The 12,800-nt window shown below is 73.2% G+C and carries 13 protein-coding genes; 7 read left to right on the top strand and 6 right to left on the bottom strand.

The window, feature by feature from the left end; genetic code table 11:
* Positions 1 to 11: 11 nt before the first annotated feature.
* Positions 12 to 2,258, bottom strand: coding sequence for a hypothetical protein (locus tag ACZZ97_RS10100; RefSeq protein WP_463473060.1), 2,247 nt, complete (start codon positions 2,256 to 2,258; stop codon positions 12 to 14).
* A 238-nt stretch (positions 2,259 to 2,496) separates the two neighbouring features.
* On the opposite strand from ACZZ97_RS10100, the gene ACZZ97_RS10095 reads away from it, so the two are divergent.
* Positions 2,497 to 3,078, top strand: a complete 582-nt coding sequence (locus ACZZ97_RS10095) for a LemA family protein (protein ID WP_463473059.1) — start codon at positions 2,497 to 2,499, stop codon at positions 3,076 to 3,078.
* Between the two features lie 27 nt (positions 3,079 to 3,105).
* Positions 3,106 to 4,011 (top strand): M48 family metalloprotease, encoded by a 906-nt coding sequence (locus ACZZ97_RS10090; protein WP_463473058.1) that lies wholly within the window; start codon positions 3,106 to 3,108, stop codon positions 4,009 to 4,011.
* On the opposite strand, the gene ACZZ97_RS10085 is transcribed toward ACZZ97_RS10090, so the two are convergent.
* Entirely contained in the window at positions 4,008 to 5,276 is a 1,269-nt protein-coding gene (locus ACZZ97_RS10085; RefSeq protein WP_463473057.1) for a winged helix-turn-helix domain-containing protein, read from the bottom strand. The two genes, ACZZ97_RS10090 and ACZZ97_RS10085, sit on opposite strands and share 4 nt — an antisense overlap.
* A gap of 128 nt (positions 5,277 to 5,404) precedes the next feature.
* Here ACZZ97_RS10085 and ACZZ97_RS10080 point away from each other — a divergent pair, with 128 nt between their 5' ends.
* The gene (locus ACZZ97_RS10080; protein WP_314103136.1) at positions 5,405 to 6,583 is read left to right on the top strand and encodes an AI-2E family transporter; all 1,179 of its coding nucleotides are present in this window, start codon (positions 5,405 to 5,407) and stop codon (positions 6,581 to 6,583) included.
* Entirely contained in the window at positions 6,576 to 7,814 is a 1,239-nt protein-coding gene (gene ilvA / locus ACZZ97_RS10075) for a threonine ammonia-lyase (RefSeq protein WP_123548066.1), read from the top strand. Before ACZZ97_RS10080 ends, ilvA begins: the two co-directional genes overlap by 8 nt.
* A gap of 110 nt (positions 7,815 to 7,924) precedes the next feature.
* On the opposite strand, the gene greA is transcribed toward ilvA, so the two are convergent.
* Positions 7,925 to 8,419 carry a transcription elongation factor GreA gene (gene greA, locus ACZZ97_RS10070; RefSeq protein WP_463473056.1) on the bottom strand — a complete coding sequence of 165 codons (495 nt, stop codon included), beginning with the start codon at positions 8,417 to 8,419 and terminating at the stop codon, positions 7,925 to 7,927.
* 136 nt (positions 8,420 to 8,555) lie between these two features.
* On the bottom strand, positions 8,556 to 9,026 hold the full coding sequence (locus ACZZ97_RS10065) for a DUF4307 domain-containing protein (RefSeq protein ID WP_463473055.1): 471 nt from the start codon (positions 9,024 to 9,026) through the stop codon (positions 8,556 to 8,558).
* Between the two features lie 78 nt (positions 9,027 to 9,104).
* Between ACZZ97_RS10065 and mca the strand changes: the two genes are divergently transcribed.
* Together mca and ACZZ97_RS10055 are read left to right on the top strand one after the other, a co-directional pair.
* The gene (gene mca / locus ACZZ97_RS10060; protein ID WP_314103142.1) at positions 9,105 to 9,998 is read left to right on the top strand and encodes a mycothiol conjugate amidase Mca; all 894 of its coding nucleotides are present in this window, start codon (positions 9,105 to 9,107) and stop codon (positions 9,996 to 9,998) included.
* On the top strand, positions 9,995 to 10,351 hold the full coding sequence (locus ACZZ97_RS10055; RefSeq protein ID WP_463473054.1) for a hypothetical protein: 357 nt from the start codon (positions 9,995 to 9,997) through the stop codon (positions 10,349 to 10,351). Before mca ends, ACZZ97_RS10055 begins: the two co-directional genes overlap by 4 nt.
* Here the strand turns inward: ACZZ97_RS10055 and ACZZ97_RS10050 are convergent.
* Both ACZZ97_RS10050 and trhA read right to left on the bottom strand, forming a co-directional pair.
* Positions 10,348 to 11,091 carry a DUF1275 family protein gene (locus ACZZ97_RS10050; protein WP_463473053.1) on the bottom strand — a complete coding sequence of 248 codons (744 nt, stop codon included), beginning with the start codon at positions 11,089 to 11,091 and terminating at the stop codon, positions 10,348 to 10,350. The genes ACZZ97_RS10055 and ACZZ97_RS10050 overlap by 4 nt on opposite strands.
* A 98-nt stretch (positions 11,092 to 11,189) precedes the next feature.
* Positions 11,190 to 11,927: a PAQR family membrane homeostasis protein TrhA gene (gene trhA, locus ACZZ97_RS10045; RefSeq protein ID WP_463473052.1), complete on the bottom strand. Its 738-nt coding sequence runs from the start codon at positions 11,925 to 11,927 to the stop codon at positions 11,190 to 11,192.
* Between the two features lie 66 nt (positions 11,928 to 11,993).
* On the opposite strand from trhA, the gene ACZZ97_RS10040 reads away from it, so the two are divergent.
* Positions 11,994 to 12,782 carry an isoprenyl transferase gene (locus tag ACZZ97_RS10040; protein ID WP_314102113.1) on the top strand — a complete coding sequence of 263 codons (789 nt, stop codon included), beginning with the start codon at positions 11,994 to 11,996 and terminating at the stop codon, positions 12,780 to 12,782.
* Positions 12,783 to 12,800 lie beyond the last annotated feature (18 nt).

Genomic DNA, 12,800 nt, shown 5'->3' with positions numbered 1-12,800 from the left:
GACTCGAGCGTCTAGAGCGCGCGGCGGGCCGGCTCCACGTAGGTCGCCCACAGCCAGGCCGCGACCGCGAGCAGGGCTGCGACGAGGCTCGCGACCAGCAGCGCCGGCAGGGGGAACGACGAGGAGGGGGCGCCCACGAACACGGCGGCCGCGACGGACACCCCCACCACGGCCAGGGCCGTGTAGACGCCCGCGGACCACGCCCACACGTGCCGACCCGGCATCGAGCCGAGCGGCAGCAGCTGGACGACGAGGGAGCCGAGGCCGGCGAGGCAGACCGTGGCGAGGGCCTCCCGGCCGAGCTGCGGCCAGGCGCCCGGTGCGTCGACGAGGCCGTGCAGCACCCAGGCCGCCGCAGGGACGACGACGGTCGCGGCGAGCTGCACCGCCGCGGCGATGCCGCGGTCACGTCCGTCCGGGCTGCGCCCTGCACCGACGGCCTGTGCGCCGTGGTGGCGGACGGCGCCCAGGGTCCCCACGAGCAGCACGCCGAGCACGAGCGCGGGATCGAGCGAGAAGACCCGCGTGGCACCGCAGGCGACCACCGCGGCGAGCAGCAGGCCGGGCGACATCCGGACACGGACGGCGAGGCCGAGGCGCCGGGCGACGAGCACCGCGGGGATGACGACCACGAGGCCGTTCAGCACGACGAGTCCCAGCACGATCGCCGCGAGCAGGCGCGCGTACTGCACCTGTCCGTCGACGCCCGCGGCGACGGCGATGGCGGCGGCGCCCCCTGCCAGGGCGAGGCCGGCGGCGGCGCGGGGGTCGACGGTGCCCCGGTTGAACGAGGTGGGCAGCTCGGACGACCGGTTGCGACCGGTCAGACGGGCTGCGCGGGGGCGGAGCCGGCCGCGGGCGGCTGCCGCCGCGAGCCGTGACGGTCCCGCGACGAGGACGAGGAACAGCAGCGCCACCGCCGCGCCCAGGGGCCAGACCGGGCCGCCGAGCGTCTGGGCGAGCGTGGGGAGGCCCGCGCCGAACGTCGTCGCGGTCGCCCAGGTGCCGGTCTGCGTTGCCTGGCCGGCGCCGGGGGGCGTGCCGGCGCCTCCTTCGCCGCCGGGTCCCGTCGGAGGAGGCGCGGTCGTCGGCCCCCCGTCGGACTGTCCGGGTGGAGTCGCCGACGGCGGCACCGCACCGGGGGAGGGCGTCGCCGTTGCGCCGGGTCGCGGCGTCGGGGCGGAACCCGGCGCGGCCGGGGCGGCTGCAGCAGCGCCCACCGTGACCCGCACGGCGGTGCTCGGCGGCCCGAAGTTCCCGGCCGGGTCGACGAGGGCGGCCTGGACCAGCCGGTCACCGTCGGCGAGCTCGCTGCCCCCGGCGCTGCACGACCAGGTCCCTCCGCCGGAGACGGTCGCCTGACAGACCGGCGTGCTGTCGACGTAGACCGTCGCGAGGGCCCCGGCCTCGCCCGTGCCGGAGACGGCGAGGGGCAGGGCGGCGACGCGTTGGCCGGATCCGGGGCTCGTCACGACCGGTGCGGCGGGGGCGTCGCGGTCGACGGTGACGCTCGACGGCCGCGAGGAGGCGGAGACGGGGACGGCGGGCACGGCGGACGACGACTGCACGGCCCGCACGTCGTGGCGGCCGGAGGGGAAGCTCGCCGCGGGCAGCACGGCGACCCAGCCGCCGTCGGCCGAGGCGGTCGCCGTGGCGGTGGCCCCCGAGCCCGAGGTCACGGTGACCACGGCACCGGGGAAGGCGGTGCCGGCGAGCTTGGCACCGACGAGCAGACCCGAGCCGACGGTCGGCGCGGCGAGGACCGAGAAGGGGGAGGACGTCACTGGATCGACGTCGGTGTGGTCGAGGTCGGTGACGACGACGGTCCAGCCCGCGCCGTCCGGGACGGTCGCCGTGCAGGTCCAGGAGCCGCTCGAGGTCGTCACCACGGACGCACAGAGGTCGCGGTAGGTGCCGTTGCCCGTGAGCGCGACCTTGACCCGGGCCCCGGGAGTCGCCTCGCCGGACGCCGTGACGGAGCCCGTCGGGCTGTCGGCCACCGGCCCGACCGTCGGGGCGACGAGCGTCGGGCCGGGAGACGGGGTCGGCGATCCGAGCTGGGGCGACGGTGCCTGCGTGGGGGCCCCCGCCGCCTCCACGGGGCCGACCGGCCCGCCCGTCACGGCGAGCCCGGCCAGCACGGTCCCCAGGACGAGCAGCCACGCGAGGCGAGCCCGGCGGGTGCGTCGGCGCACGCCGACCGCGCGTCCGGCGACGGAGGCGGGACGCGGCGAGGGAGAGGTCGTGGTGTCGAGCACTGCTCCCCATTCAGCACGGTGCGTGAGCACCTGTCAATCGGTCGTCGCGGACCAGTTCGCGACGACGGTCCGGCATCCGACAGGTGATGTCGAGAGTTCCCCCGAAGACGCCCTGTTGACGGGGAGCCCCCATCCAGCGCATTTATAGTGGCCCACGCATCGACGTGACCCTCGACCGGCATCCCGAGGACGACCGCGACGCGTCCGCCCGAGCCGCATCCCCAAGGAGTCACCACCCATGCAACCGGCCCTCATCGCCACCCTGGTCGCCGTCGGGATCATCGTCCTGCTCGTCGTGATCGCCGGCATCTACCTCTGGTCGACCTACAACAGCCTGGTCACGCTCAAGGTCCGCGTCGACGAGGCGTGGAGCGACATCACGATCCAGCTCAAGCGCCGGGCCGACCTGATCCCGAACATCATCGAGTCGGTCAAGGGCTACGCGTCGCACGAGGCCAAGGTGTTCCAGAACGTCACGGAGGCGCGGGCCGAGACCCTGGGGGCGCAGACGCCCGCAGAGGCGTCCGCCGCCGAGGGCCACATGCAGACGGCGCTCAAGAGCATCTTCGCCGTGTCGGAGGCCTACCCGCAGCTGCAGGCGAGCCAGAACTTCCTGCAGCTCCAGTCCGAGCTGGTCGACACCGAGGACAAGATCCAGGCCGCGCGCCGGTTCTACAACGGCGGCGTCCGCGAGTTCAACACCAAGACGCGCACGTTCCCGAACACCCTCTTCGTGAAGCGCCTCGGCTTCTCCGAGCGCGACTTCTTCGAGGTGGCCGAGCCCTCGGCCATCGCCGAGCCGCCGCGCGTCCAGTTCTAGCGCCGCGCCTCCGCCAGGGCTCCTGCCATGTACTCGGCCATCGCGCGGAACAAGCGCAACACGGTCTTCATCGTCCTGATCTTCCTGCTCATCGTGGGGGCGCTGGGGTTCGCCGCGTCCGCCCTCTGGAACAGCCCCTCCATCGGGTTCGTCGTGCTCGTCGGCGCCGCCGTCTACGCGCTGATCCAGTACTTCGCGGCCGGTCGCCAGGCGCTCTCGATGAGCGGCGCGCAAGAGGTCGACGCGACGACGGCACCGCGCCTCTGGCGCACGGTCGAGAACCTGTCGATCACCATGGGCATGCCGATGCCGAAGGTGTACGTCGTCGTCGACCCTGCCCCCAACGCATTCGCGACCGGGCGTGATCCCGAGCACGCGGTCGTCGCGGCGACCACGGGTCTGCTCGGCCTGATGGACGACGCCGAGCTGCAGGGCGTCATGGCCCACGAGATGGGCCACGTCAAGAACTACGACATCCGGGTCTCGACCATGGTCTTCGGCCTGGTCGTGGCCGTCGGGTTCCTGGCCGACGTCCTCATGCGCATGTCCTTCCTCAGCGCGCTCACCGGGGGCCGCAACAACAACAACGGGAACGGCGGCGGGGGCTCGAACCCCGTGTTCCTCGTCCTCGGGCTCGTCGCGATGATCATCGCGCCGCTCGCCGCCGCGGGCGTCCAGGCGGCGGTGTCCCGTCAACGCGAGTACCTCGCCGACGCCACCGGGGCGCTCACGACCCGCCACCCCGAGGGGCTGGCCAGCGCGCTCGAGAAGCTCGGGGCCTACGGTCGCCCCATGCAGAAGCAGAGCACCTCGATGTCGCACCTGTGGATCAGCGACCCGATGAAGCCGGGCGTGATGGACCGCCTGTTCAGCACGCACCCGCCGCTCGCCGACCGGGTGGCCCGGCTGCGGGAGAACGCGACGCGCTTCTAGCCCGGGACAGAACCCGAGGCGGCGCCTGGGGTCGCGCCGGGGATCGAGGCCCTGACGGCGGCCCCGAGCGCGGCGGCGAGGTCGCCCCGTGGCACGACCTCGACCCCGTCGAGCCCCTGCCAGGCGGCGGCCCGGCCGAGCAGCGCCGCGAGGCGCTCGACGTCGACGGGCAGGTCACGTTCGCGCCACGACGCCTGCACGCGCAGGACGCCCGCCTTGCGGTCGCTCTTGAGGTCGACACGGGCGACGAGCTGGTCGTCCTGCAGCACGGGCAGCACGTAGTAGCCGTGCACCCGCTTCGCCTGGGGCGTGTAGATCTCGATGCGGTAGCGGAACCCGAAGAGGCGCTCGGCCCGGGGGCGGTGCCACACGACGGGGTCGAACGGCGACAACAGGGCGTCGGCGTCGAGGCGCCGGGGCAGCCGTGCCTCGGCGTGCAGCCATGCGGGGGACGTCCACCCGTCGACCGTCACCGGCCGGACGACGCCGGCGTCGTGCAGCTCGCGAAGAGCCGGCCCCACGTCGGCCGCCTTCAGGCGCCAGTAGTCGGCGAGGTCGGAGGCGGTCGCGACGCCGGAGGCGCGGGCCGCGTGGCCGACCAGCTGACGGTGGGCGTCGGCACGGTCGACCTCGACGCCCAGGACGGCGTCGGGCAGGACCTGGTCGGGAAGCGCGTAGACGCGCTCGAAGCGGCGACGGCCGGCGCTCACGAGCGAGCCCACGCGGAAGAGCGCCTCGAGTCCGCGCTTGACGTCGCCCCAGCCCCACCACGGGCCGGTGCGGGTCGGCGACGGGAAGAGGTCGGCGTCGTGCTCGACCAGGCTCGCGGGCAGCGGGCCCTTCTCGCGGATCTCGTCGAGCAGCCAGCGGGCCATCTCCGGCTTCGTGGCGAGCCAGGAACCCTCGTCGGCCCGCCAGCGGCCGTCGTAGTCGCGCATCCGCCAGCGCATGAGCGGCCAGGTCGCGACCGGCAGGATGGCCGCCTCGTGCGCCCAGTACTCGACGAACCGACCGCGAGGCGAGAACACCAGCCGGTCGAGCTCATCGCGGTCGTACTGGCCCAGCCGGGCGAAGACGGGGAGGTGGTGGCTGCGCTCGAAGACGTTCACCGAGTCGATCTGCAGCAGGCCGAGCCGATCGACGAGGCCGGTGAGCCGGCGCGTGCCCACGGTCGTCGAGCCAGGGGCCGCGGTCGGCCGGCCGAGCCCCTGCGCCGCCAGGGCTGCACGGCGAGCGAGGGCAGGGGAGAGGCGGTCGTGGGGCACGGTGCGAGGCTAGCCGTGACCTCCGACACGAGACCGGCCCGACGCCTCCTGCTCGCCCCTCCGACGCATGCCGAGCAGGGCATGCAGAGCCGGGCGGATCACCACCGCGCCCGCCCTACACTGAGCGCATGATGCGCCGCAGCAGGCTCCCGCGGGGAGCGGTCGAGAAGGTGACCGACCCGAGCGCGCCCTCGGGGTGGGAGCCCGACCCGTCGGTGCCGCGCGGCATGGTCATCGCCGGCGCGTGGTCCTGGCGCGTCCTGCTCGTGGTGGCGGTCGTGGCCGTGTTCGTCTGGCTCGTCATCCAGCTCCGCATCATCGTCATCCCGTTCCTGGTCGCCCTGCTCGTGTCGGCCCTGCTCGTCCCCTTCTCGGGGTGGCTGCAGCGTCACCGCTGGCCGAAGTGGGTCGCGGTCGTCGTGAGCCTCGTCGGCTTCCTGGTCGTCGTCGCGGGGCTCTTCGCCCTCGTCGTGCTCCAGATCGTGGACGGCTGGCCGATGCTGCGCGACCGGTCCGTCGCCTCCTACGGCGAGCTCAAGGACTTCCTGCTCGCGTCGCCCCTGCACCTCACCGAGGGGCAGCTGAACGGCTACGTGGGCGACGCGGTCGCGGCGCTGCAGCAGGACAGCCAGCCCCTGCTGCGGGGCGCCCTGTCGATCGGCTCGACGGCGGGCCACGTCGGCGCGGGGCTCGTGCTCATGCTCTTCACGACGATCTTCCTGCTCGTCGGCGGCGGCGAGATATGGCGCTGGGTGGTCAGGCTGTTCCCGCGCGCCGCGCGCGAGGCCGTCGACGGCGCGGGCCGGGCCGGCTGGCTGACGCTGACGAACTTCGTCAAGGTGCAGATCTTCGTGGCCTTCGTCGACGCCGTCGGCATCGGGCTCGGCGCGCTGCTGCTCGGGCTGCCCCTGGTCGCGCCCATCGCGATCGCCGTGTTCCTCGGGTCGTTCGTGCCCGTCGTCGGCGCCGTCGCCACCGGGGCGATCGCGGTCGTGATCGCGCTCGTCTACAACGGCTGGGTCGTCGCGCTGCTGATGCTCGCCGTCGTGATCCTCGTCCAGCAGATCGAGGGGCACCTCCTGCAGCCCTTCGTCATGGGCAGCGCCGTCAAGGTGCACCCCCTCGCCGTCGTCTTCGCCGTGGCGGCCGGCGCCCTCCTCGCCGGCATCCCCGGAGCTCTCTTCGCGGTGCCCGTCATCGCCGTCCTCAACGTCATGATCGGCTACGTCGCGAGGGGCTCGTGGCGCACGACCCCCCGACCGACGTCCGCCGACGTCACCTCGCCCGGAAAGGCCACCGATGTCTGACCTCACGATCGCCGGTCCCACGCTGCTCGAGATCGAGGAGGCGCGCGAGCGCGTCTCGCGCGTCGCCCGCGTCACGCCGATGGAGAGCTCGCGGTTCCTGGCCGAGCTGCTCGGGTCGCCGGTGCACCTCAAGTGCGAGAACCTGCAGCGCACCGGCTCGTACAAGATCCGGGGCGCCTACAACCGCCTGACGCAGCTGACGGACGAGGAGAAGTCGCGGGGCGTCGTCGCGGCGTCGGCCGGCAACCACGCCCAGGGCGTCGCCTTCGCCGCCCGCGAGCTGGGCATCGCCGCGACGATCTTCATGCCCGTCGGGGTCGCCCTGCCCAAGCTGCAGGCGACGAGGGAGTACGGCGCCGACGTCGTGCTCAGCGGCCACGACGTCGAGCAGGCGCTTCGCGCGGCCGCCGAGTTCGCCGCGAGCACCGGTGCCGCCCTCATCCCGCCGTTCGACCACCCCGACGTCGTCGCGGGCCAGGGCACCCTCGGCCTCGAGATCCTCGAGCAGGTCCCCGACGTCGACACGATCATCGTCCCCATCGGCGGCGGCGGCCTGATCGCCGGCGTCGCGAGCGCGGTGGCGCAGCAGACGGCACGGACCGGCCGCTCGGTCCGCGTCATCGGCGTGCAGGCGGCCAACGCGGCTCCCTACGCCGTGTCGATGGCGAGCGGCGTCCGCACCGACATCACGGCCCTGCCGACCATCGCCGACGGCATCGCGGTCGCCCGTCCCGGAGTGCTCAACTTCGAGATCGTGCGCCAGACCGTCGACCAGGTCGTCACGGTCGGCGACGACGACACGGCCCGGGCGATGCTGGTGCTGCTCGAGCGGGCCAAGCTCGTCGTCGAGGCGGCCGGCGCCGTGGGCGTCGCCGCGGTGATGACCGAGCAGGTGCGCGACCTCGGCACGACCGTCATCGTCCTCAGCGGGGGCAACATCGACCCCCTCATGATGGAGCGGGTCATCAGCCGCGGGCTCGCCGCCGCCGAGCGCTACCTCAAGCTGCGCGTCGGGCTGCCCGACCGGCCCGGGCAGCTGACCCGGGTCTCGCAGATCCTGTCCGACGCCAACGCGAACGTCGTCGAGGTGCTGCACACGCGCCACCAGCGGGGCCTGCAGATCAGCGAGGTCGAGCTCGAGCTGAGCGTCGAGACCCGCGGACCGGACCACGTCGAGGACGTCCTGCGCCGCCTCCGCGAGGCCGGCTTCACGCCGAACGTCGACTTCTAGGCGGCTGCACGCCGCCCCGACGACGACGGAGGCCCCTGCTCGGATGAGCAGGGGCCTCCGTCGTGGTCGGTCCCGAGGTCAGGGACCGTGTCGCTCAGGGACCGCGTCGATCAGGGGACGTAGGTCTCGACCGCGGTGACCGAGACCGTGATCTCCTTGCCGTTCGGGGCGGTGTAGCTGGTCGTCGTGCCGACCTTGACCCCGTTGATGGCCTGGCCGAGCGGGCTCGTCTCGCTGTAGACCGAGAGGTCGCTGCCGGGCGCGATGATCTCGCGGTTGCCGAGCAGGAACGTGCTGGGGTCGCCGGCGATCGTCGCGGTCACGACGGTGCCGGGGCCGACGATTCCGTCGGCGGCGGTGGACTCGCCGACCGTCGCGTGCTTGAGCAGGTTGACGAGGGTGCGGATGCGCGCCTCGATCTTGCCCTGCTCGTCCTTCGCGGCGTGGTAGCCGCCGTTCTCCTTGAGGTCGCCCTCCTCACGGGCGGCCTCGATGCGGCCCACGATCTCGGCTCGGCCCTCGCCGCTCAGCGTCTCGAGCTCGGCCTGGAGGCGGTCGCGGGCGTCGGGCGTCAGCCAGGTGGTGGCGTCGTTGTCTTGGCTCATGGTGTCTCCGTCCGTGCGGCGGCCTGCCGGTGCGGCGGCCCTGTCCGCGGGAGCGGGAGCCGCGCGCCCGGGCGGGGCACGCCCACCGAAAAAAGGAGACCGGCCGAGTGGCCGGTCTCGTGGGTGTCCGCGCAGTCTACGGAAGCCAGCACTCGTAGATCAAGCCTGTCACGGCGCGTTCGCTGGTCGCGAGGGAGGTCGTGTAGGTGGTGGAGTACGTGCTCGAGGCCGGCAGGTGCACGACCTTCCAGCCCACGATGCTGAACTTCTGGTTCTGCGCCTGGACGGCGCAGCTGACCTCGGCACCCGGCGGCGTGCTGATCGTGTACTGCACGTCGACCGCCCGGTCGTCGAGCACGGTGTAGCCCACGTCGGTGCTCTCGAGCTTCGCGCCGTCGCCGTCGAACGCGGCGAAGACGACCCACGCGGCGAAGACCACGACGAAGGAGGCGGCGACCGCGACCGCGATCCAGCGCCCGCGACGACGGGTGCCGCTGCTGCGCCCGTAGCGGGCGTCGAGCCTGGCCGTCTCGCCGTCGGGCAGGCCGTCGGAGGCGCTGTCGACGGGCTGCTCGGGCGCAGCGGCCGGCGATGGTGCGGGGGGCATGGACGCCACGGGGACTCCGTCCGATTATCCTTGTCCCGAGGGTAGCAACGTCTGCCCTGCACGAATTGCGAGGAACCCGTGACCCTGCGCCTCTTGGCCGTCCACGCCCATCCCGACGACGAGTCCAGCAAGGGCTCGGCGACCTACGCCTACTACCGCAGCCTCGGCGCCGAGGTGCTCGTCGTCAGCTGCACCGGGGGCGAGCAGGGCTCGATCCTCAACGAGCAGCTCGAGGCGCGGGCCCACGCCGAACGCGACATCGCGGGCCTCCGGGTGCACGAGATGCGAGCCGCCCAGGAGGCGATGGGCATCGACCACGTCTGGCTCGGCTACGCCGACTCCGGGCTGCCCGCCGAGGGCGAGCCCGTCGCGGTCAACTCGTTCGCGACCATCCCGCTCGAGATCAGCGCCGAGCCCCTCGTCTCCGTCATCCGGCGCTTCCGGCCGCAGGTGCTCGTCACGTACGACGAGATCGGCGGCTACCCGCACCCGGACCACATCCGCACCCACGAGATCTCGATGGAGGCGTTCCGAGCCGCCTCCGACGCCTCGCGCTACCCGGCCGCGGGCGAGCCCTGGCAGATCGACAAGGTCTACTACGACCGCATGTTCAGCGCCGGCCGCGTCGGCGCGATGATCACGCACCTGAAGGCGGAAGATCCCGAGTCGCCGCTGATCGAGCGCCTCACCGAGATGCTCGAGCGCTTCAGCGACCGGCCCGACCTCGCCACGACTCACGTGCCGGTGTCGGACTTCTTCCCCGTCCGCGACGCGGCCCTCCGCGCGCACGCCAGCCAGGTGCCCCTCGACAGCGCCTTCTTCTTCTGGCCGCACGACCTCCAGGTCGCCGCCTGGCCCACCGAGGACTTCCAGCTGGTCGAGTCCCGCGTCGACTCGCCGGTGCCCGAGACCGACCTCTTCGCCGGCGTCGCCGACCCGGACACCGGCCTCGTGGGGGTGCAGGCCCGATGAGCGCCGCAGGTGACCTCGTGCTGACGGCTGCCGTGCGCCTCCTCGCGCAGCCGTCGACCCCGGACGCGACGCTGCCGCCGTCGACGGTGCCCGACGTCGACGTCACGCCCGGCGTCTGGGGCTTCGTCGCCATCGCGTTCGTGGCGATCGCGACGGTGCTGATCATCGTCGACATGACCAGGCGCGTGCGCCGCACCCGCTACCGCGGCGAGGTCCGCGAGCAGATCGAGGCCGAGCGCGCCGAGGCGGACGCCGCGGCTGCGGGGCTCGACGACGAGCCGCGTCCGCAGCTCGGCGACGACCCGCGTGGCGGTCTCGACGACGACGGCCGCGACGTCCCCGGGCGGCGCTAGGCGCCTGCGCCGGCCGTGGCGCCGGCGGCAGCTGTCGCGGCGGCCTCGCGAGCCTCGAGCTCGTGACGGCGCTCGCGCAGCAGGTGACCGGCCAGCGCGACGAGCAGCGTCAGCCCGCCCGCGGTGCCCATGCCGACGCCGATGTGCACCTGCAGCAGCAGGGCACCGACGCCCGCCCCCGCGAGGATGAGCAGGACGGCGAGCACGCGGCGCGGGAAGTTCTTGCCCGTGCCGCCCGCGAGCTTCGACTCGGACGCCATCCCGACGATCGTCGACGTGACGACCACGGTCGTGACGTCGGCCACGGCGATCTTGCGGGCGGCCGCGGCCTGGAGTCCCATCGCGGCGCCGAGCAGGCCGGTGATCGTGAACGCCCACGGGGTGTTCTCCTCCGGCACGACGGCGAAGGTCGAGATGCCGAGACCGAGCAGCACGCCGCCCGTCACGCCGAACGAGACGGTGCTGCGGCCCGACCAGCCGGCCCGGCCGCCGCGCAGCACCCGGCCGCCGATCGCGGCGCCGAGCAGGAAGGCGGCGAGGGCGACGATCGGCCCGACGATCGGCAGGCCGTCGGCCTGCGCGATCGCCATGCCGAGGATCACGACGTTGCCGGTCATGTTGGCCGTGAAGACGCGGTCGAGGCCCAGGTAGCCGACGGCGTCGATGATGCCCGTGGTGAACGTCAGGGTCAGCATCATCACGAGGTGCATGCGGGCCTGGTTGCGGCGGAATCGCTTCACGGGTGTCCTCCGGGGCGTCGCGCCGGGCGTGGCCGGGCGGGCGATCGCGGCGTCGTCGGCGCGGTGGTCTGCCGTCGATCGTATCGAGGCGGCGGCGCCTAGCGGAACGCCGGGGCGTTCAGCGCGAGGACCAGGATGCCCGTCCAGTGGCAGAGGTACGCGAGCACGGTGCAGGCGTGGAACAGTTCGTGGAACCCGAAGCGGCCGGGTGCCGGGTTCGGGCGCTTCAGCGCGTAGAAGACCGCGCCGACGATGTAGAGCAGACCGCCGACGAGCACGAGGACCGTCATCGGCACGGACGCCGCGAACAGGTCGGGCAGGAACCCGAGCGCGCCGACCCCCATGAGGATGTACAGCGGCACGTAGAGCCAGCGGGGCGCGTGGATGAAGAACACCCGGAACGCGATGCCGAAGGCAGCCGCCGTCCAGACGAGCGTCAGCAGCAGGGCCGACTTGCCGGGCGGGAGGGCGATCGCCGCGATCGGCGTGTACGTGCCGGCGATCAGCAGGAAGATGTTCGAGTGGTCCAGCCGCTTGAGGAACACCTTCGCACGCGGGCTCCACGGGAACCGGTGGTATGTCGCCGAGATGCCGAAGAGCAGCAGCGACGTCGTCATGAACACCGCGCAGGCCCAGGTCGCGGCGGCACCGTCGGCGAGCACGACCAGGACGATCCCCGTCGCGATCGCGACCGGGAACGTCCCCGCGTGGATCCAGCCGCGCCAGGTGGGCTTGCGCTCGATCGACGAGTAGTCGAGGGCGTCGTCGAGCAGGGGGACGTTCGGCAGCTCCGCACCGCCGTCGTCGGCGACCGGAGAGGGCGAGGAGGTGCTCATGAGGGCGAGCGTAGGGGAGGCGGCCCGGCGACCGCTGGGACCGCGCGGGTGGGTTAACCTGGGCACGTGAAGAGTCCCGGACGGCCTCCCGTGGCCGGCGGCCTGCTGTACGGCCTGTACCAGCGGCGTCTGCGTCGTGAGCTCGACGGGGCCGAGCTGCCCCACCACGTCGCCATGATCGTCGACGGCAACCGCCGCTGGGCCAAGGCCCGCATGCTCGAGACCGCCGCGCACGGGCACCGCGCCGGCGCCGCGAAGATCAGCGAGTTCCTCACCTGGTGCGACGACCTCGGCATCCGCGTCGTCACCCTCTACCTCCTGTCGGCCGACAACCTCGGCAACCGCGCCTCCGACGAGCTGACCGAGCTGTTCGGCATCATCGGGGACGTCGCCGACGAGCTCTCGCACCAGCGCGACTGGAAGGTGCAGCACGTCGGCGCGACCGACGACCTGCCCGCCGGTCTCTGCGCCTCCCTCACCGCCGCCGAGGAGCGCACGCGCGACCACGGCGGCCTGCACGTCAACCTCGCCGTCGGGTACGGCGGCCGCCGCGAGATCGCGGACGCCATGCGCAGCATCGTCCGGGCCCACGACGCGGCGGGCGGCACCCTCGACGCGCTCGCCGAGGTCCTCACCCCCGAGCTGATCGCCGAGCACCTCTACACCGGCGGCCAGCCCGACCCCGACCTCGTCATCCGCACGTCGGGCGAGCAGCGGCTCAGCGACTTCATGCTGTGGCAGAGCGCCCACAGCGAGTTCTACTTCGTCGAGGCGCTCTACCCCGACCTCCGCGAGGTCGACTTCCTCCGCGCCGTCCGCGACTTCGCCCTGCGGCACCGCCGCTTCGGCAGCTGACGTCGGCGGCTGTCGCCT

The organism is Frigoribacterium sp. AC512 (assembly GCF_979258295.1).
Note: the sequence above shows the minus strand (reverse complement) of the source record. Positions and strands in the feature narration are given on the sequence as shown.

Excerpts from the sequence above, each read along its gene's own strand:
- trhA (WP_463473052.1), bottom strand. The coding sequence starts at position 11,927 with ATGAGCACCTCCTCGCCCTCTCCGGTCGCCGACGACGGCGGTGCGGAG.
- ilvA (WP_123548066.1), top strand. The coding sequence starts at position 6,576 with ATGTCTGACCTCACGATCGCCGGTCCCACGCTGCTCGAGATCGAGGAG.
- ACZZ97_RS10055 (WP_463473054.1), top strand. The coding sequence starts at position 9,995 with ATGAGCGCCGCAGGTGACCTCGTGCTGACGGCTGCCGTGCGCCTCCTC.
- ACZZ97_RS10095 (WP_463473059.1), top strand. The coding sequence starts at position 2,497 with ATGCAACCGGCCCTCATCGCCACCCTGGTCGCCGTCGGGATCATCGTC.
- ACZZ97_RS10065 (WP_463473055.1), bottom strand. The coding sequence starts at position 9,026 with ATGCCCCCCGCACCATCGCCGGCCGCTGCGCCCGAGCAGCCCGTCGAC.
- greA (WP_463473056.1), bottom strand. The coding sequence starts at position 8,419 with ATGAGCCAAGACAACGACGCCACCACCTGGCTGACGCCCGACGCCCGC.
- ACZZ97_RS10090 (WP_463473058.1), top strand. The coding sequence starts at position 3,106 with ATGTACTCGGCCATCGCGCGGAACAAGCGCAACACGGTCTTCATCGTC.
- ACZZ97_RS10080 (WP_314103136.1), top strand. The coding sequence starts at position 5,405 with ATGATGCGCCGCAGCAGGCTCCCGCGGGGAGCGGTCGAGAAGGTGACC.